Annotated in this window: 14 protein-coding genes; 8 read left to right on the top strand and 6 right to left on the bottom strand. The window is 71.9% G+C overall.

Translation table 11 applies throughout. From position 1 onward, the window contains the following. Window positions 1-68 precede the first annotated feature (68 nt). A complete protein-coding gene (locus MHW47_RS01535; RefSeq protein ID WP_239220746.1) occupies window positions 69-899 on the bottom strand; it encodes a DUF2249 domain-containing protein in 831 nt (276 codons plus the stop codon). Between the two features lie 394 nt (window positions 900-1,293). Between MHW47_RS01535 and MHW47_RS01530 the strand changes: the two genes are divergently transcribed. Genes MHW47_RS01530 through MHW47_RS01505 form a run of 6 tightly spaced genes read left to right on the top strand, consistent with a single transcriptional unit; the run spans window position 1,294 to window position 9,058 of the window. Then, complete coding sequence (locus tag MHW47_RS01530) at window positions 1,294-4,992, top strand: nitrate reductase subunit alpha (RefSeq protein ID WP_239220745.1); 3,699 nt, start codon at window positions 1,294-1,296, stop codon at window positions 4,990-4,992. A 1-nt stretch (window position 4,993) separates the two neighbouring features. Next, complete coding sequence (gene narH / locus MHW47_RS01525; protein ID WP_239220744.1) at window positions 4,994-6,538, top strand: nitrate reductase subunit beta; 1,545 nt, start codon at window positions 4,994-4,996, stop codon at window positions 6,536-6,538. Then, window positions 6,535-7,326 (top strand): nitrate reductase molybdenum cofactor assembly chaperone, encoded by a 792-nt coding sequence (narJ, locus tag MHW47_RS01520; RefSeq protein WP_239220743.1) that lies wholly within the window; start codon window positions 6,535-6,537, stop codon window positions 7,324-7,326. Before narH ends, narJ begins: the two co-directional genes overlap by 4 nt. Beyond that, complete coding sequence (narI, locus tag MHW47_RS01515) at window positions 7,323-8,108, top strand: respiratory nitrate reductase subunit gamma (RefSeq protein ID WP_239220742.1); 786 nt, start codon at window positions 7,323-7,325, stop codon at window positions 8,106-8,108. Before narJ ends, narI begins: the two co-directional genes overlap by 4 nt. Beyond that, a complete protein-coding gene (locus MHW47_RS01510) occupies window positions 8,105-8,740 on the top strand; it encodes a vitamin K epoxide reductase family protein (RefSeq protein WP_239220741.1) in 636 nt (211 codons plus the stop codon). The genes narI and MHW47_RS01510 overlap by 4 nt, the downstream gene beginning before the upstream one ends. A 48-nt stretch (window positions 8,741-8,788) precedes the next feature. Beyond that, window positions 8,789-9,058: a DUF6457 domain-containing protein gene (locus MHW47_RS01505; protein ID WP_374230040.1), complete on the top strand. Its 270-nt coding sequence runs from the start codon at window positions 8,789-8,791 to the stop codon at window positions 9,056-9,058. Window positions 9,059-9,205: 147 nt separating this feature from the next. Here MHW47_RS01505 and MHW47_RS01500 read toward each other — a convergent pair whose 3' ends face one another. The 4 genes from MHW47_RS01500 to adhP form a co-directional block, all read right to left on the bottom strand. After that, window positions 9,206-10,132, bottom strand: a complete 927-nt coding sequence (locus MHW47_RS01500; protein ID WP_239220740.1) for a universal stress protein — start codon at window positions 10,130-10,132, stop codon at window positions 9,206-9,208. A 180-nt stretch (window positions 10,133-10,312) separates the two neighbouring features. Further along, window positions 10,313-11,104 carry an HPF/RaiA family ribosome-associated protein gene (locus tag MHW47_RS01495; protein ID WP_239220739.1) on the bottom strand — a complete coding sequence of 264 codons (792 nt, stop codon included), beginning with the start codon at window positions 11,102-11,104 and terminating at the stop codon, window positions 10,313-10,315. 282 nt (window positions 11,105-11,386) lie between these two features. Beyond that, window positions 11,387-12,052, bottom strand: a complete 666-nt coding sequence (locus MHW47_RS01490) for a CBS domain-containing protein (RefSeq protein ID WP_239220738.1) — start codon at window positions 12,050-12,052, stop codon at window positions 11,387-11,389. A gap of 63 nt (window positions 12,053-12,115) precedes the next feature. Next, complete coding sequence (gene adhP, locus MHW47_RS01485; protein WP_239220737.1) at window positions 12,116-13,126, bottom strand: alcohol dehydrogenase AdhP; 1,011 nt, start codon at window positions 13,124-13,126, stop codon at window positions 12,116-12,118. Window positions 13,127-13,484: 358 nt separating this feature from the next. Here adhP and adhE point away from each other — a divergent pair, with 358 nt between their 5' ends. Next, window positions 13,485-16,145, top strand: a complete 2,661-nt coding sequence (gene adhE / locus MHW47_RS01480; RefSeq protein ID WP_239220736.1) for a bifunctional acetaldehyde-CoA/alcohol dehydrogenase — start codon at window positions 13,485-13,487, stop codon at window positions 16,143-16,145. A 105-nt stretch (window positions 16,146-16,250) separates the two neighbouring features. After that, window positions 16,251-17,948 carry a GAF domain-containing protein gene (locus MHW47_RS01475; protein WP_239220765.1) on the top strand — a complete coding sequence of 566 codons (1,698 nt, stop codon included), beginning with the start codon at window positions 16,251-16,253 and terminating at the stop codon, window positions 17,946-17,948. A 17-nt stretch (window positions 17,949-17,965) separates the two neighbouring features. On the opposite strand, the gene MHW47_RS01470 is transcribed toward MHW47_RS01475, so the two are convergent. Further along, entirely contained in the window at window positions 17,966-18,430 is a 465-nt protein-coding gene (locus MHW47_RS01470; RefSeq protein ID WP_239220735.1) for a pyridoxamine 5'-phosphate oxidase family protein, read from the bottom strand. Window positions 18,431-18,739: the final 309 nt, after the last annotated feature.

Genomic DNA, 18,739 nt, shown 5'->3' with positions numbered 1-18,739 from the left:
AGGAGCGGGGTGTCAGGGCGTCCGCGGTGGACCGCCGATGCCGAGGGGCACCGGGCGCGGGCGTGCGGTCAGCGGTGGCTGAGCCGCAGCCGCCAGGCTGCGGGCCCCCGTTCGAGGTACTCCACCGAGAACACCCCCGGGCTGCGCTCCTCGATCTGCGCGAGCAGCGGCAGCGGGTCGTGGGGAGCGACGAGCACCATCGCGGTACCGGAAGGGACGGCGTCGAGGGCGCCGAAGACCGTGGCGTGGCGGATGGCGTGCGGCACGTCCCGGACGTCCAGTTGGGGCTCGTCGTCCTCCCGGCCGCCGCCGCAGCCGCACACTCCGCCGCAACCGCCGCGCTCCCCGGTCCGCTGTTCGTCCATGTCGTGGCCTTCCTCGTGGTGCGCGTCCCGGGGTTCGTCCGTGGTGGGCTCGTTCGCGAGCAGGTGATGCATGGTGACGAGCAGCTGCGCCAGGGAGACGTCGGGCTTCATGGCGAGCAGCGGCAGCACGAGGCCGTTCTCCTTGGCCAGGTGCTCCTCGAAGAGCACCTGCAGGGCGCGGGCGTCGGCTGCGGCATCCGCCGGGCCGGGTGCGGCACGCAGGGCGCGGACGAGCGTGGTGAGGCAGCGGTGCTCGCCGATCAGGCTCTCGACGAGCAGGCGGGCTTCGGGGATGCGGCGGGCGGCGGGATAGAGCGCCGCTTCCTCGGCCGCGGCGTGGGGCAGGAGCGAGCGGTCGCAGAAGGCCACCAGACCGGCGTGGATCTTCTCGGCGGCGCCGGGGTCGCGGTCCACGGCGGTGAGCAGCATCTTCACCCGTCCGGCCAACTCGCCTGCCAGTCCGGCGTGGTGTGCCTCTGCTGTGTGCAGGGCCGTGGCGTCCTCGGGCGTCGAGGCCAGGATCAGCTCGCTCATGGCGGTCTCCAGCTGGTCGGGCCGGTCTCAGCCGGCCCATGGGGTGGGCGAGGCGTCCACGCAGGTGCTGCGGCGAAGGCCGCGTCCGGCCGCGGGCGGCGGCCGGACGCACGACCGGACCGGGCGGCTCGCGCCGTACGGGCCGCGCCTGCGACGACCGGAAGACGGGGGACCGGTCGGCCGGCAGACACGCCATGCGCTCGTACAGGTGAGCACCTGCGTTCGATCAGGACTCAGCATGCAGCGCCGCCCACCGTCCGCTTCCCGGCCGACCGGGCCCCGTCATCGGGACCTTCGGCCCTCATCGGGGCTGGTCGGAGAGGGCCGGAGGGCCACCGGGCGGGGACCGCCGGATCCGGGCGGACCGGAGTGCGGGCCGCTTAGCGTTCCGGTCATGGAGAACGATCAGAACGCACGGCGCCAGACGCCGAGCGCCGGTGAAGGCTGGCCGCTGGCCGCCCGGCGCCTGCTCACCCGCAGCGAGGTGTCGGCCGACGGCCGTGCAGTGTTCGGCACGGGCGACCCGAAGTGGGAGGGCTTCTACCGGAACCGGTGGGCCCACGACAAGGTCGTGCGCTCCACTCACGGGGTGAACTGCACGGGCTCCTGCTCGTGGATGGTGTACGTCAAGGACGGCATCATCACCTGGGAGCACCAGGCCACCGACTACCCCTCGATCGGCGCCGACTGCCCCGAGTACGAACCCCGGGGCTGCCCGCGCGGGGCGTCGTTCTCCTGGTACACCTACTCCCCCAGCCGCGTGCGCTACCCGTACGTGCGCGGCGCGCTGCTCAAGCTGTGGCGCGAGGCCCGCAAGCGGCTCGGCGACCCGGTGGCGGCCTGGGCGGAGATAACCGGCGATCCGGCCAAGGCCCGCGCCTACAAGAAGGCACGCGGCAAGGGCGGCCTGGTGCGGGCCGAGTGGGACGAGGTGAGCGAGCTGATCGCCGCCGCCCAGGTCCACACGGTCAAGAGCTACGGCCCGGACCGCGTCGCGGGCTTCTCCCCCATCCCGGCGATGTCGATGGCGTCGTTCGCGGCCGGCGCCCGCTACCACTCCCTGATCGGTGGCACGCTGCTGTCGTTCTACGACTGGTACGCCGACCTTCCGATCGCCTCCCCGCAGGTCTTCGGTGACCAGACGGACGTGCCGGAGGCGGCCGACTGGTGGAACGCCGGATATCTCATCATGTGGGGTTCCAACATCCCGGTCACCCGCACCCCGGACGCGCACTTCCTGACCGAGACCCGCTACAACGGCACCAAGGTCGTCGCGGTCAGCCCCGACTACGCCGACAACGTCAAGCACGCCGACGAGTGGCTCGCGCCGCACCCGGGTACGGACGGCGCGCTCGCGATGGCCATGGGGCATGTGGTCCTGCGGGAGTTCCTCGTGGACCGCGAAGTGCCCTACTTCCAGGACTACCTGCGCACCTTCACCGACGCCCCGTTCCTGGTGACCCTGCGCGAACACGAGAGCGGCCTGGTCCCGGACGGATTCCTCAGTGCCGCCGATCTCGGCCACGACACCGAGCACGCCGAGTCCAAGACCGTCCTCATCGACTCCGCCACCGGTGAACCGGTCGTGCCGAACGGTTCTCTCGGCTTCCGCTGGGGCACGGCCGAAGCCGGCCGCTGGAACCTCGACCTCGGCGACACCGTGCCGGAGCTGAGCCTGTTCGACCGTGCGGAGGAGACCGTGGCCGTGGCCCTCCCCCGCTTCGACGAGGGCGGCACGGAAGGCGGCTCGGTCATGGTGCGCGGTGTGCCCGCGCGTCGGCTCGGCGGCCGCCTCGTCACCACGGTGTTCGATCTGATGCTGGCGCAGTACGGTGTGCGGCGGCCGGGTCTGCCGGGCAGCTGGCCGACGTCCTACGAGGACGCGTCCGAGCCGTACACCCCGGCCTGGCAGGAGACGGTCACCTCCGTGCCGGCCGAGCAGGCGGCCCGGATCGCCCGGGAGTTCGCGCGCAACGCCGAACGCACCAACGGCCGCTCCATGATCGCGCTGGGGGCCGGCACCAATCACTGGTTCCACTCCGACACCATCTACCGGGCCTTCCTGGCGCTGACGACGATGACCGGCTGCCAAGGCGTCAACGGCGGCGGCTGGGCCCATTACGTCGGGCAGGAGAAGGTCCGCCCGGTCACCGGCCAGCAGCACTTGTCGTTCGCCTTCGACTGGCAGCGCCCCACCCGGCACATGGCGGGCACCTCGTACTGGTACCTGAACTCCGACCAGTGGCGTTACGAGGCGTTCGGGCCCGAGGAGCTGGCCTCCCCGCTGGGCGAAGGGCGGTTCAAGGGCAAGGGCTTCGCCGACTGCCTGGCGCAGGCCGTCCGTCTGGGCTGGACGCCCGGTCATCCCGGCTTCAACCGCAACCCGCTCGACCTGGCGGACGAGGCGCGGGCCGGGGGCAAGCAGGTCGCCGAGCACGTCGTCGACGAGCTGAAGTCGGGGCGGCTGCGGTTCGCCGCCGAGGACCCCGACGACCCGGCCAACTTCCCGCGGGTGCTGACGGTGTGGCGGGCGAACCTGCTGGGCTCGTCCGGCAAGGGCAACGAGTACTTCCTGCGCCACCTGCTCGGCACCGACGCGGCCGTCCGCTCCGAGGAGACCCCGCCCGAGCACCGGCCGAAGGACGTGGTCTGGCGGGAGGAGGCCCCGGAGGGCAAGCTCGACCTGCTCGTCTGCATGGACTTCCGCATGACATCGACCGGCCTGCTCGCCGATGTCGTGCTGCCGGCGGCGACCTGGTACGAGAAGGACGACCTGTCCAGCACGGACATGCATCCCTTCGTGCACGCCTTCACCCCGGCCATCGCACCGCCCTGGCAGGCCCGCACCGACTACGACACGTTCCTGACGATCGCCGACCGGTTCAGCGAGCTGGCCGCCGAGCACCTCGGCACCCGCACCGACGTCCTCGCCGTGCCGCTGCTGCACGACACCCCGGACGAACTCGCACAGCCCGGCGGGACGGTACAGGACTGGAAGACCGGCGAGTGCGAGCCGGTTCCGGGCCGGACGATGCCGAAGCTGGCGGTCGTCGAGCGGGACTACGCCGCGATCGCGCAGAAGATGCGCGCCGTCGGTCCCCTGCTCGACACGCTGGGCACCACGACCAAGGGCGTCACCGTCCACCCGAACGAGGAGATCGACGAGCTGCGGCGCCGCAACGGGACCGTGCGTGAGGGGGTGGCCGCCGGGCGGCCCTCCCTCGCCACCGCCTCGGACATGTGCGAGGCGATCCTCGCCCTGTCGGGCACCACCAACGGCCGGCTGGCCACCGAGGGCTTCCGCGAGCTGGAGCGGCAGACCGGCAGCGAGGGCCTGGTGGAACTCGCCTCCGAACGCGAGGCCGAGCGGATCACCTTCGCCGACACCCGCACCCAGCCCCGCTCGGTGATGACCTCCTACGAGTGGTCGGGCTCGGAGACGGGCGGCCGCCGCTACTCGCCGTTCGTCATCAACACGGAGCACAAGAAGCCCTGGCACACCCTCACCGGACGCCAGCACTTCTTCGTCCAGCACGACTGGATCGCCGAACTGGGCGAACAACTCCCCGTCTACCGGCCCCCGCTCAACACGCCGCGCCACTACGGCGACGAGCGGCTGGGCGAGGACGGCCGCGCGGAGGTCACCGTCCGCTATCTGACCCCGCACTCGAAGTGGTCGATCCACTCGAACTACCAGGACAACAAGTACATGCTCGACCTCTCCCGGGGCGGGCCCACGATCTGGATGTCCACCGCCGACGCCGAAAAGATCGGCGTCAAGGACAACGAGTGGATCGAGGCGTACAACCGCAACGGCGTCGTCGCCGCCCGGGCCGTGGTCACCCACCGCATGCCCGAGGGCACGGTGTACATGTACCACGCACAGGACCGCAACGTGAACGTGCCGAAGACCGAGGTCAGCGGCAAGCGGGGCGGCGTCCACAACTCGCTCACGAGGCTGCTGCTCAAGCCCACCCACCTCGCGGGCGGCTACGCGCAGTTCACCTACGCCTTCAACTACTACGGACCGACCGGCAACCAGCGCGACGAGGTCACGGTCATCCGCCGCCGGTCGCAGGATGTGGAGTACTGACATGCGCGTGATGGCACAGATCGCGATGGTGATGAACCTCGACAAGTGCATCGGCTGCCACACCTGCTCGGTGACCTGCAAGCAGACGTGGACCAACCGCACCGGTGTCGAGTACGCCTGGTTCAACAACGTCGAGACCAAGCCCGGTGTCGGCTATCCCCGCCGCTACGAGGACCAGGAGCAGTGGAAGGGGGGCTGGATGCTCGACAGGCGCGGACGGCTCGTCCTGCGCTCCGGCGGCCGGATCAAGCGCCTGCTGTCCCTCTTCTCCAACCCCGACCTGCCCTCCATCGAGGACTACTACGAGCCGGTCACCTACGACTACGACAACCTGGTCAGCGCCCCGGCGCAGAAGGACATGCCCGTCGCCCGCCCGCGCTCGGTCCTCACCGGCAGGCCCACCGCGATCACCTGGGGCGCCAACTGGGAGGACGGCCTCGGCGGCGCACCCGAGCACGCCGGCGGCGACCCCAACCTCTCCGGCGCCTGGGCGGAGAAGGTGAAGTTCGAGTTCGAGCAGACCTTCCTCTTCCACCTGCCCCGCCTGTGCGAGCACTGCCTCAACCCCGCCTGCGTGTCGGCCTGTCCGTCCGGTGCGATGTACAAGCGGGTGGAGGACGGCATCGTCCTCGTCGACCAGGACCGCTGCCGCGGCTGGCGGATGTGCGTGACCGCGTGCCCGTACAAGAAGGTGTACGTCAACCACGCAACCGGCAAGGCCGAGAAGTGCACCTTCTGCTTCCCGCGCATCGAGGCCGGCCAGCCCACCGTCTGCTCCGAGACCTGCGTCGGCCGCCTGCGCTACCTCGGCCTGCTGCTGTACGACGCCGACAAGGTCGGCGAGGCCGCGGCCACGCCGAACGAGCAGGACCTGCTGGACGCCCAGCGGGGCGTCTTCCTCGACCCGCACGACCCCGAAGTGATCGCGGCGGCGCGGGAGTCCGGCATACCGGAGGACTGGCTGGACGCGGCCCGCCGCTCCCCCGTGTACGACCTGGTCATGCGGTACAAGGTGGCTCTCCCGCTGCACCCGGAGTACCGCACGATGCCGATGGTCTGGTACGTGCCGCCGCTCTCCCCCGTCCTGGACGCCGTCGACGCGGCGGGCGGCAACCAGGACGACCCCGACCACGTCTTCGCCGCCGTCACCCGGCTGCGCATCCCGCTGGAGTACCTGGCGGAACTGTTCACCGCCGGGGACACGGACGTCGTCGCCGGTGTGCTGATGAAGCTCACCGCGCTGCGCTCGTACATGCGCGAGCGCACCCTCGGCGAGGCCGGCGACGAGGCCGTGCTCGAGGCCGTCGGCCTGACCGCGCGCGACGCGGAGGACCTGCACCGGCTCCTCGCCGTCGCCAAGTACGACGACCGCTACGTCGTCCCTGCCGCGCACAAGGAGGACGCCGCCGCGCTGACCGCGATGGAGAACCGGTGCCCGGTGGAGTCCTCCGGCGACCCGCAGCCCGCCGACGGCCGCCGCGTCATGCTCGGCATCCCGACCCTGCGTCGCCGCACATCCGAAACCCCTGCCGGAGGACGTCCGTGAGCCCGCTGCCCTCAACGCTCCCCGCCCTTGTCCGCACCCGCGTCCGCGCGGCCGTGCGCCGGCCGTCCCAGCTCACCCCCGAGGAGACTGCGGGCCGATCCCTGATACTGCGGCTCGGGTCGCTGCTCCTGCAGTATCCCGACGCCGAGCTGGCGGAGAGCCGGTCGGACCTGAGCACCGTCGTCCGGGCTCTGCCGGCCACGCCTGCGGCGGCACACCTCACCCGGTTCACCGACTGGTTCGCCGCCCAGGATCCCGAGGCGCTGGAGCGTCACTACGTCGAGATGTTCGACCTGCGCCGCAAGAGCAGCCTCTACCTCACGTACTACCTCCACGGCGACACCCGCCGCCGTGGCATGGCCCTGCTCACCCTGAACCAGCGTTACAGGGCCGGAGGCTGGGACACCAGCACGGGTGAACTGCCCGACCACCTGCCGGTCGTACTGGAGTTCGCCGCCCTCGCGGGGCCGGGTGGGGGCGAGGCACCGCTGCGCCAGCACCGGCGTGGGCTCGAACTGATCCAGCAGGCGCTGACCGACGCCGCCTCCCCCTACCGGCACGTCCTGGCCGCCCTGCTCACCCTGCTCCCGCCGCCCACCGAGGCCGACCGCGCGGCGGTGGCCCGGCTCGTCGCCGAGGGCCCGCCGAACGAGGAAGTCGGCCTCGACCCCTACGGGACCTACGGGGACGGCGAGTTCGCACCGCCGGGCACGTTCGCGCCGCCGACGGCCGCCCCGCCGACCTGTGTGCCGCCCGCTCCGACCAACCGTAGGGAAGGCCCTCGATGAACGCCGTACCCCTCCCCCTGGCCGCCCCGTCCACCAGCGGCGCCGATCTCCTGTTGTGGGTCGCCGTCCCGTACGTCTGTCTCGCGGTCTTCGCCGTCGGCCACGTCTGGCGCTACCGCCAGGACCAGTTCGGCTGGACCTCCCGCACCACCCAGCTCCTCGAACACCGCTGGCTGCGCTTCGGCAGCCCGCTCTTCCACCTCGGCGCCTTCATGGTGATCGCCGGGCACGTCGTGGGACTCGCCGTTCCCGACGCGTGGACCGAGGCCGTCGGCATCACCGAGCACATGTACCACACGACGGCCGTTTGGGCCGGCTCGGTGGCGGGCGTCGCGATGGTCGCCGGACTCGGGATGCTGTGCGCCCGCCGGCTGCTGACACGATCGATCCGGCTCGGCACGGACCGCAGCGACAAACTGCTCTTCCCCCTGCTGTCCGCCACGGTCCTGCTGGGGATCACGGCCACCTTCGCCCACAACGTGTTCGGCGCCGGCTACGACTACCGCTCCACGGTCTCCGTCTGGTTCCGCGGCCTGTTCGTCCTCCAGCCGCAACCCGAGGCCGTCGCAGGCGCGCCGCTGCTGTTCCAGCTGCACGCTCTGAGCGCGTGCCTGCTGTTCGCGGCCTGGCCCTTCACCCGTCTGGTCCATGTGTGGAGCGCCCCGGTCGGATACCTGGCCCGCCCGTACCTCGTCTACCGGCGCCGGGCCACACCGGCCACCGCGGCCCCGACGAGCACGGGCCGGAGCCGGCCCACGTCCGGCTCACGGCGAGCCGCATGAGCCACGGAACCACGCCGGCGCCGGACGCGACGACCGTCCGGCGCCGGCCGTCGTCGGGCACGAGCCGCCGTACGGGCTGGGTGATGATCCTCACCGGGGTCGCCGGCTGGCTCGCCTCCTTCCAGCTCGCCGTGGACGCCTGGCGGCTCCTCAAGGACCCGGCCTACCAACCTCCGTGCAACATCAGCCCCGTCGTGAGCTGCGGCAGCGTCATGTCCAGCCCGCAGGGCAGCCTCTTCGGCTTCCCCAACCCGCTGCTCGGACTCGGCGCGTTCGCCGCCGTGACCGCCCTGGGCGTCGCGGTGCTGGCCGGGGCACGTCTGCACCGCCGGATGTGGCTGGTCCTGGACGCAGGGGCGCTGGTGGGAGTGGTGTTCGCGCACTGGCTGATCGCGCAGTCGCTGTACGAGCTCAACAAGCTCTGCCCCTACTGCGCCGTCGTCTGGGCCGCCACCATCGCCCTGTTCTGGTACCTGACACTCCACTGCCTGGAACGAGGCATCCTCCCCGCGCCCAGGGGTGTAGTGGACATCGCCCGCGACACGCACGGGATGCTGCTCGGCGCCTGGTACGGGGTGATCGCCCTGCTCGTCCTCATCCGCTTCTGGCCGTACTGGAGCAGCCTGCTGTGACGGCCACCGCGCTCCGCACCGCCCGCTCACGAACCAGGAAAGACGATCATGGATGACGTGCTGAAGAAATGGACGGGCGTGGTGCAGGCCGACCTGGGGATAGACCTCGAAGTCGACCGGGCCCTGCTTCTCGCACTCGCGGGCGACGCCGCTCACGCAGTCGCCCGGCCGGCCGCCCCGCTGACCACCTTCCTCGTCGGGTACGCGGCGGGGCGGGCGGGCGGAGGACCGGACGCCGTGGCCGCCGCGGCCCGGCGTGCCGCGGAACTCGCCGCCCGCTGGGCCGGTGAGACCGACCGCGGTCCCGGGACCGCATAGCCGCCGGGCGTGCGGGCGCCGACGTCGGCTCGACCGGCCGCCCCGCCGAAAGGCCGAGGCCGGGTGCGGCCGCTGCCCTTGGAGGGGAGCGGCCGCACCCGGCCTCGGTGAACGCGGTCCGCAGCCACGCTGCGCCTTCGCGGACGGTCAGGGGTGCGGCACCACCGCCACCGGCACCGCGGCGTGGTGCAGCACCGCATGCGTGACCGGGCCGATGTGGGTGCCGATCGCCGCGCGGCGTACCCTCCGGCCCACGACCAGCAGCGAGGCGTCCTTCGAGGCGTCCACGAGGTGGTCGGCCGCCCGGCCCACCACGCACTGCTCCTTGACGTCGACATCCGGGAACTTGCCCCGCCAGGGCCGCAGCGCGTCGGTGAGGGCGCTTGCTTCCCGCAGCCCCATCGCGACGCCGTGTCCGGGATCGGCGGCTTCGGGCTCGTATCCGTACACGATCGGGGTGTCCCATCCGTGGACGACCCTCAGGGCGGCCCCGCGTGCGGCGGCGGCGGAGAAGGCGTACTCGATCAGCTCGTCGCACGGCCTGGTGAGGTCGAGCCCCAGCACCACGTCGAGGTACCGCGCCGGGCGGTCCGCGCCGTCCCCGGGCCGCCTTTCGTCCTCGGCTCGCTCGCCGGCCCGTACGACGACGACCGGGCGCTCGGCGTGCGCGAGGACGGGCATCGACACCGATCCGGCCAGGAAGCCGCCCAGGGCACCCAGCCCTCGTGAACCCAGCACCAGGACCTCGGCCTTGTTCGCCGCGGCGAGCAGTACTTCCGCCGGACGGCCGAAGATCTGCTCGACGCCGACCCTCAGACCGGGGTGGCTCTCGCGCAGCCGGTCGGCCACACCCCTCGGGACGCGCTCGGCCCAGTGCCGGGTGACCGCCGCGTCGCCCGGCGCGGTCTCCGTGCCCGTGAACGGGGCGTGGGCGAAGCCCGGCGACCAGTCCTGCCAGGCATGGACGATGTGCAGGGGCAGATCGCGCAGAAGCGCCTCTCGGGCAGCCCACTGAGCGGCGGCCTGCGATTCGGCCGAGCCGTCCACAGCGGCGATGACAGTGCCTTGTGACATGGAATCCTCCGGATGAGGGGACGTTTCCGTCGGGGAAGTGGCCGCGGACCGAGGCGAGGACCCGGGCCCCGCTGCCGGGGCGCGGCACGCGTCGGCGGTCGGTCCTGCGGCGGCCGGCAGCGGGAAGCCCGGGGCAGGGGCGGAGCCGGGGTGGGGCCTTGCGGCCTGGGGGGGGAAGGACTATCGGGCCGGGGCGATCAGCCCGTAGTGGCCGTCGTAGCGGTGGTACAGCACGCTGCCCCGGCCGGTGGCCGTGTCGTCGAAGAAGACGAACGGCAGCCCGGTGAGGTTCAGGCGCTGAACGGCCTCGGGCACCGTGCTCCTGGGCACGGGTACCGTGCTCACGCTGAACAGCCCCTCGCCCTCCGGTTCCTGGGCCACCGGCCCCAGGGATGCCAGGCGGTGCCGGCCGGTGGTGGCGTCGCGGTAGACCACGCTGTCGTATCCGGAGGCCAGGTCCGTGAAGACCCAGAAGTCGTAGTCCATGGCCTCCAGGTCGATCACGGCGTCCTCGGGCGTCTGCCGGGCCTGGCCGAACGCCTTGTACCGCACGATGCGGCGCTCCTCCGCCGGCAGGTGGTGCCGGTGCGGACGGTGGTCGTGCCCCGCGCTGTCCCACCACGCCTCCCGGCCGGTGCCGGAGAGCCCGCGCGGCCCGTGCCGCCGTACTCGGGCCAGCCGCGCGGTCAGCCGCTCCCGCAGCAGGTCGACCGCCTCGAACATGGTGCTCGCGGCCACGTGGGCCCGTACGAGCCGGCCGTTCACATCGACCACGGCCCGGGCGGCGGCCGGACGAGCCGCCGAACCACTGACTTGCTGAGTGAGCTTCACCTGGGCGGTCAGCACCGGCTCGCTGACGTGGTCGAGGGCCGCGAGCACCTTTTCCCGTGCGTAGGCGTCCGCACCACGAGGCACCTGCCCCCGGCTGCGGACCTGGACGTCGACTGCCTGGCTGGTCTTGAGACCGGTCATGGGAACTCCTCCTTGATCGCTCTCAGCCTGTCCGGCGCCGGCCGCCGTCGGCAGAGCCGACCGGGCCGCCGCCGAGGAGCGACCGGTACCTCGCTGAAGTGGGCCGTCCGGCCCTTACCGCGACGCTTTCGCTGTGTCGGCGTCGTCGGCGCCAGGCGCGTGTACGGAGATGGGGGCCGTACACGTGGCGTCGCGGGACGACCCGGGCAGTACGGGGGCGGTTCGCCTCCCCGGGCTGTTCCTGGGACGGGCAGTCGGCACCGGGCCTTCTCGGCCCCCCTGCTACGCCCCGCTCGGCGGTACGGAAGAGGCGTGGCGCCGGTCGGCCGTCAGCCGGTTGACCACGCCGACGACGCCGTCGACCCGCCATGCGGCCCGGACCAGCGCCGTGGTGTCGGTCTGAGGTCCGGCGACGCCCTCGATGGTGACGATCCCCTCGCGGACATCGATCGTGCATGTGTCGGCGTCGCAGGCGGAACCGCGGCTGCGGACGGCACCGGCCACCTCTTCGCGTATCTCCTCATCGGTGCGCAGGAAGACGCGCAGGAGGTCGCGGCGTGTGGTGATGCCGATGAGACGGTCTTCCTCGTCCACCACGGGCAGCCGGTCGATGTGGCGGCGTTCCATGATGCGCGCCACGTCGACCACGCGATGTTCGGGATGCACGGTGACCGCGGGAGTGGACATCAGCCGGCCGGCCGTCAGAGGGGGCGGGGCGGTGGGGTGGGCGCGGGCGATCCGCCTCAGGGCCCGCAGCACGCGGTCCCGGCCGGACCCGGCCCGGCCGCGCGCCGCCTGTCTCCGGGTCAGATCGGTCTGGGACACCACGCCCATGACCTTGTCGTCGTCGTCCACCACCGGCAGGCCGCTGATGCGGTGGGACGTGAGCAGGCGGGCCAGCTCCTTGAAGGACGTGTCCGGGTGCGCCTGGACCACTTCGCTGGTCATCACTTCGCCCACCGTCCGGTGCTTCACCACGGTTCTCAACTCCCCTCGCTCGCGCAGGGCGCTTCACATGTCGAACACGATGCGGGCCTTGACCTGGCCCTGAAGGACCTCGTCGATGCATGCGTTGACGGACGACAGCGGCCGGGTCTCGTAGACCACGCGGGTGCGGCCGGCGGCGTGCAGCTGGAACACCTCGGCCAGGTCCTGCCGGGTGCCGACGATGGACCCGATGACGGACGTACCGCCGAGCACGGTCGAGAAGACCGGGACCTGGACGACGCCATCGGCGGGCAGGGCCACCATGACGAGCTTGCCCCCACGGCGCAGGCCGGCCAGGGCCGTCGCGAAGGTCTCCTCGTTCACCGCCAGCGCCAGCGCCGCGTGGGCCCCGCCATGGCGCTGGAGCACGGCCGCCGGGTCCTCCTTGCGGGCGTCGATGAGGATGTCCGCGCCGAGGTCGGCGGCGAGTCGCAGCTTCTCGTCGGAGATGTCGATCGCGGCCACCGTCGCACCGGCGATCTTGGCGTACTGCACGGCCAGGTGCCCGAGACCGCCGATGCCGGAGATCGCCACGAGGTCGGCCGGTCCGACCCCGGCCACCTTCAGGGCCTTGTAGGTGGTGACTCCCGCGCAGGTGAGTGGTGCCGCCTCGCGCGGGTCGATGCCGTCGGGGACGGGCTGGGCGAAGTCGGCGTGGGCGAGCATCTTCTCGGCGTAGGCGCCGTCGGTGCCGTATCCGGTGTTGACCTGCTGCTCGCACAGCGTCTCCCAGCCGGTGAGGCAGGGCTCGCAGCGTCCGCAGGCCCAGCCCAGCCACGGCACGGCCACGCGCTGTCCGACGGACAGGTGGGTGACGCCGTCGCCGAGTTCCTCGATGACGCCGACGCCCTCGTGCCCGGGGACGAACGGTGGGGTGGGCTTGACGGGCCAGTCGCCGTGGGCGGCGTGGATGTCCGTGTGGCACAGCCCGCACGCCTCGACGCGGATGCGGACCTGCCCGGGGCCGGGCACGGGGTCGGGCCGCTCCTCGATCACCAGCGGCTCTCCGAGAGTCTTCACCACTGCTGCCTTCATGACCTGCTCCTTGTCCTCGTCGTTGCTTCCAGCGTCGTACGCCGCTCAGGCAGGCGGCAGAACCGGTCAGGACCCGTATCGGGGGCCGTTCGGCCCGTGTCCTGCCGGGCCACTCGGCGATGCCGGAGGTGAGGGCCCCCACGCCCGACGGCACCACGCGTACGGGCCGGGACCGGGCGTGGGCCGCCCCGAGGGGGACCGCGAGAACGCCCGGCCGGAAGACCTCGGAGACCACCGGGCCCCTGCCCGGGACCTTCGGGACCTTCGCCATGGACGTCTCCGGCTCCAGGCTGTGGCTGAGACGCCGAGCGGCCACCGTCGGTGACCGGCCGATTTCACCCGCATCCAGGGAGCTTCCATGACTCAGGTGACCAGCGACCGCCACGACACCTCCCTCGGAAGTGTCCCCTCCGACGCGCGGATCGCCGTGGACCGACTCGTCGACAACGCCGCCAAGGCGCTCGCCGGCTTCGAGTCCTTCACGCAGGAGCAGGTCGACCACATCGTCGCCAAGGCGTCCGTCGCCGCTCTGGACCAGCACACCGCCCTGGCCCGCCTGGCGGTGGAGGAGACCGGTCGCGGGGTGTTCGAGGACAAGGCGGCGAAGAACATGTTCGCCTGCGAGCACGTCACGCACAGCATGTCCCGGGCCAGGACGGTCGGCGTGGTCGGCCGCGACGACATCGAGGGAATCATCGAGATCGCCGAACCCGTCGGGGTGATCTGCGCGGTGACGCCGGTCACCAATCCGACGTCCACGACCGTGTTCAAGGCACTGCTGGCGCTGAAGACTCGCAATCCGGTGGTGTTCGCCTTCCATCCCTCCGCGCAGGTGTGCAGCGCCGAGGCCGCACGCGTCGTGAGGGACGCCGCCGTCGCCGCCGGGGCGCCCGAGCACTGCGTGCAGTGGATCGAGCAGCCCTCCATCGAGGCCACCGGCCTCCTCATCCACCACCCGGGCGTGGCCCTGATCCTCGCGACCGGCGGAAACGGCATGGTCAAGGCCGCCTACTCGGCGGGCAAGCCGGCCGTCGGCGTGGGCGCGGGCAACGTACCCGCCTACGTGCACCGCAGCGCGGACCTGCGCAGGGCCGTGAACGACCTGGTGCTGTCCAAGTCCTTCGACAACGGCATGATCTGCGCGTCCGAACAGGCGGTCATCCTCGACACCGCCGTCTACGAGCAGGCTCTGGCCGAGTTCCGGCGGCTGCACGCCTATACGGCGACGGCCGACGAGAAGAGGAAGCTGGAGACCTACCTCTTCCCGCCCGACCCCGCCGGCCGACAGGGCCGCGTCAATCCGGCGGCGGTGGGCCGGAGCCCCGCCTGGATCGCCGAGCGGGCAGGGTTCACCGTCCCCGCCGGCACGTCGCTCATCCTGGCCGAGGCGAGCCACGTCGGCCCGGGCGAGCCGCTCACCCGGGAGAAGCTCTGCCCGGTACTCGCCGTCCTGCGGGCCGGCTCGCCCGAGGAGGGCTTCGATCTGGCGGCCGACATGGTCGCCTTCCACGGACAGGGACACAGCGCGGTGATCCACACCAGCGACCCGGACCTGGCCGAAAGGTACGGCCGCCGCATGAAGACGGTACGGATCATCGTCAACTCGCCGTCGTCGCAGGGCGCGATCGGCGGCATCTACAACCGCCTGCTGCCCTCGCTGACCCTGGGCTGCGGCTCGTGGGGCAGCACGTCCGTCTCCGACAACGTCTCCGCCGCCCAGCTGCTCAACATCAAGCGCGTGACGACGCGGCAGAACAACCTCCAGTGGTTCAAGATCCCGCCGAAGATCTACTTCGAGCCCCAGGCCATCCGCTACCTCACCTCGATGCCCGACGTACACCGCGTCACCGTGGTCACCGACGCCACCATGACCCGCCTCGGCTACGTCGACCGGGTCGGCCGCGTCCTGCGGCAGCGGGAGCAGCCCGTGACCCTCCAGGTCATCGACGACGTGGAACCGGAGCCGAGCATCGATTCCGTCCAGCGCGGGGCCGCCCTCATGCGCGACTTCCGGCCGGACACCATCATCGCCCTGGGCGGCGGATCGCCCATGGACGCGGCGAAGGTGATGTGGCTGCTGTACGAACAGCCGGACATCGACTTCGCCGACATGCGGCAGAAGTTCTCCGACATCCGCAAGCGCGCCTTCCGCTTCCCCGTACTCGGCGAGCGGGCCCGTCTGGTCTGCGTCCCCACCACCTCGGGCACCGGCGCCGAGGTCACCCCCTTCGCGGTCATCTCCGACCCGGCGACCGGCAAGAAGTACCCGCTCGCCGACTACGCCCTGACACCCAGCGTCGCCATCGTCGACCCGGTACTCACCGCCGACCTGCCCGCGGCGCTCGCCGCCGACAGCGGCTTCGACGCCCTCACGCACGCCACCGAGGCATACGTGTCCGTCTACGCCAACGACTTCACCGACGGCCTGGCGCTGCACGCCATCAAGCTGATCTTCGAGAACCTGGAAGCCGCCGTCACCGGCCGGGACACACCGCGCACCCTCGCCCGGGAGAAGATGCACAACGCCGGCACCATCGCCGGCATGGCCTTCGGCAACGCCTTCCTCGGCATCGTCCACGCCATGTCCCACACCCTGGGAGCCACCTTCCACATCGCCCACGGCCGGACCAACGCCATCCTGCTGCCCCACGTGATCCGCTACAACGGCACCGTTCCCGCCAAACTCACCGGCTGGCCCAAGTACGAGAGCTACCGGGCGCCCGAACGCTTCCAGGACATCGCCCGGGCCCTCGGCCTGCCGGCCTCGACCGCCGCCGAAGGCGTCGCCTCCTACGCCGCCGCCGTCGAACGCCTGCGCGACGCCGTGGGAATCGAACCGTCCTTCCGCGCCCTGGGCATCGATCAGACCGCCTTCGTCGAGGCGCTCCCGCAGCAGGCACTGAACGCCTACGAGGACCAGTGCGCGCCCGCCAACCCGCGCATGCCGATGCTCGACGACATGGAGGACATCATGCGCGCCGCCTACCACGCCGGTCCCCGGCCACTGCCCCTGACGTGATCCTCCGGCCCGCCCGTACGGCCGATAGGCTGGTCACGGTACGGGCGGGTGATCGACGGAGGAGGCCCAGTGGGCGTGCAGGAGCCGCTCTCGCGGATGCCCCAGATGCGGCTCGACGAGTTGCTGGAGGAGCTGCAGGCGCGCATCAACGCCGTACGCGGCACCCGGGACCGGGTGCACAGTCTGCTGGAGGCGGTCGTCTCGGTCGGCCGCGAACTGGACCTCTCGCAGGTACTGCGGCGCATCGTGGAGGCCGCCGCGCTCCTGGTCGACGCCCAGTACGCGGCGCTCGGGGTGATAGGTCCCGACGGCCGGACCCTGTCGCAGTTCCTCACCGTCGGACTGACCGATGAGGAGATCGCCAGAATCGGCCCCCTGCCGGCCGGGCACGGCATCCTCGGCGAACTCATCCGCAACCCCGAACCGCTGCGTCTGACCGACCTGGGCGCTCACGAGGCGTCCTACGGCTTCCCCGCCCACCACCCGCCGATGCGGACGTTCCTGGGCGTCCCCATCCGCGTGCGCGACGAGGTGTTCGGCAACCTCTACCTGACCGACAAGCACGGTGGCGTGGACTTCGACGCCGAGGACGAGTCGGTGATCTCCACCCTCTCGGTCGCCGCCGGCGTCGCCATCGACAACGCGCGCCTGTACGAGGCGTCGCAGCGCCAGCAGCGCTGGCTCCAGGCGAACGCGGAGATCACCCACAGCCTCCTGTCCGGCAGCCCGCGACTGGCGGTACTGGGGCTCATCGCCCGCCGCGCCCTGGAGATCACCGGGGCGGCCCTCGCCGACGTCTCCGTGCCCGTCGCCGGGACGGACGACCTCGTCGTCGAGCTGGCCATCGGCGCCGGCGGCGAGACCCGCCGCGGCCTCGTGGTTCCGGTCGACGGCACGCTTTCCGGCGCCGCGTACCAGGCCGGTGCGTCCGTGACCACCGTCGGCCTCGGGGAGGACGACCGGTACACCGCCGGGCCCCGCCGCTTCGACGGCCTGGGCCCGGCGGTCGCCGTCCCCCTGGGCGCCACCGCCAAGGACAACCGAGGCGTGCTGCTGCTGGCCCGCCGCAAGGGAGAGCCGGTCTTCACCGAAGCGGAACTGGAGCCGCTGCTGGCCTTCGCCGGTCAGGCGGCCCTCGCTCTGGAGCTTTCCGAACGCCGCAGCGACGCCGAACACCTGGCCCTCCTGGAGGACCGTGACCGCATCGCCCGGGATCTGCACGACCTCGCCATCCAGCGCCTGTTCGCAACCGGCATGACCCTGCAGAGCGCCGCACGCCTCGTCCAGCACGAGGGCGCCGCCGAACGCGTCTCACGCGCCGTCGGGGACCTCGACGAGACCATCAAGATCATTCGTTCCACGATCTTCGGCCTGCGCGCCCGCGAGGAGGACACCGGGCCGAGCCTGCGCGCACGCGTGGCACGCACCGTGGGCGAAACCGCGACCACGCTCGGCTTCCCGCCCCACCTGAGCATGGAGGGCCTGCTGGACACCGATGTCCCCCCGCAGGTGGCCGATCACGTCACGGCGGCCCTGACCGAAATGCTGAGCAACGCCGCGCGCCACGCCCACGCCACCCGGGTGGAGGTCGCGCTGCGAGCCACCGCCGACGAAGTCGTCCTCACCGTGACGGACAACGGCTGCGGCATCCCCGCCGACGGCAGGCGCAGCGGCCTGAGCAACCTCGAGGAGCGGGCCCACGGGGTGGGCGGGACGCTGGAGATCGGGCGCCCGGACGAGGGCGGCAGCCGGCTGGTGTGGCGCGCGCCTCTGCGGCGGGAATCACCTCCGCCGTCGCGGTGACGGGTACGTGCGGGCCCCTACACGGTGAGCCGCAAGCCCGTCACGAGGTCCGGCCGGATGCGCAAGGCGGAGTTCATGGCGGGGTGTTGCACCCACGGGCGCAGGCGGGCGGCGAAGCGCGCGAGCTGGCCTTCGTCGGTGACCCGGTGGGCGTAGCCGGTCACCACCACGCTCCAGCCGACGTGGGTCTCGGGGTCGATGACGTCCGCCTCGTAGGCCACCACGACACCGGCGGCATGGGCAGGCGTCACGATGGAGGTGAGCGTGGCGCCGTCGTGCAGCTGGACGATGATGTCCTCGCCGTCCATGAAGTGGTTGACCGGGCGGATGGCAGGCAGGGCCGCTTGCGTGAAGACGATGCGCCCCAGGGAGATGCTGCCGAGCAGCCGCAGGGCCTCGGCGCGATCGAGCTGTCCCATCCGCCGGGGCGCCACCGCCTCCCGGTGGCCGTCCACCGTGGGGTGCGCGGCTTCGTCCTTCATGGTGCCCACCTTCTGCCCAGCTCGGTCCTGGGCGCATTCGCTGCCTCGCAGCCAGCGTCTCCCGTGACCCGCTGCCTCAATAGGGCCGAACGGACCTTTTCGGCGTACGGTTCGGCCGTCCCCGCAGGCCGGATCCTTCCGAGGGTGACGTCCGGCGGGGCGACGGCCGTCACCCTGTGGTCCGGCATGGGGTCTCGCGGCCGGGGTACGGATCTTCGGTGGCATCGCCCGGGGACGAGGGCCATCCGGCCCTGGGCGATGGTCCCTCTCGCGCGGCACGATGCGTATGGAGCTCCTTCGGGGCGGAGA

The sequence above is a fragment of the Streptomyces sp. OfavH-34-F genome (assembly GCF_022347745.1).
Taxonomy (GTDB): domain Bacteria; phylum Actinomycetota; class Actinomycetes; order Streptomycetales; family Streptomycetaceae; genus Streptomyces.
Note: the sequence above shows the minus strand (reverse complement) of the source record. Positions and strands in the feature narration are given on the sequence as shown.

Excerpts from the sequence above, each read along its gene's own strand:
- MHW47_RS01535 (WP_239220746.1), bottom strand. The coding sequence starts at position 899 with ATGAGCGAGCTGATCCTGGCCTCGACGCCCGAGGACGCCACGGCCCTG.
- MHW47_RS01530 (WP_239220745.1), top strand. The coding sequence starts at position 1,294 with ATGGAGAACGATCAGAACGCACGGCGCCAGACGCCGAGCGCCGGTGAA.
- narH (WP_239220744.1), top strand. The coding sequence starts at position 4,994 with ATGCGCGTGATGGCACAGATCGCGATGGTGATGAACCTCGACAAGTGC.
- narI (WP_239220742.1), top strand. The coding sequence starts at position 7,323 with ATGAACGCCGTACCCCTCCCCCTGGCCGCCCCGTCCACCAGCGGCGCC.
- MHW47_RS01510 (WP_239220741.1), top strand. The coding sequence starts at position 8,105 with ATGAGCCACGGAACCACGCCGGCGCCGGACGCGACGACCGTCCGGCGC.
- MHW47_RS01505 (WP_374230040.1), top strand. The coding sequence starts at position 8,789 with ATGGATGACGTGCTGAAGAAATGGACGGGCGTGGTGCAGGCCGACCTG.
- MHW47_RS01500 (WP_239220740.1), bottom strand. The coding sequence starts at position 10,132 with ATGTCACAAGGCACTGTCATCGCCGCTGTGGACGGCTCGGCCGAATCG.
- MHW47_RS01495 (WP_239220739.1), bottom strand. The coding sequence starts at position 11,104 with ATGACCGGTCTCAAGACCAGCCAGGCAGTCGACGTCCAGGTCCGCAGC.
- MHW47_RS01490 (WP_239220738.1), bottom strand. The coding sequence starts at position 12,052 with ATGACCAGCGAAGTGGTCCAGGCGCACCCGGACACGTCCTTCAAGGAG.
- adhP (WP_239220737.1), bottom strand. The coding sequence starts at position 13,126 with ATGAAGGCAGCAGTGGTGAAGACTCTCGGAGAGCCGCTGGTGATCGAG.
- adhE (WP_239220736.1), top strand. The coding sequence starts at position 13,485 with ATGACTCAGGTGACCAGCGACCGCCACGACACCTCCCTCGGAAGTGTC.
- MHW47_RS01475 (WP_239220765.1), top strand. The coding sequence starts at position 16,251 with ATGCGGCTCGACGAGTTGCTGGAGGAGCTGCAGGCGCGCATCAACGCC.
- MHW47_RS01470 (WP_239220735.1), bottom strand. The coding sequence starts at position 18,430 with ATGAAGGACGAAGCCGCGCACCCCACGGTGGACGGCCACCGGGAGGCG.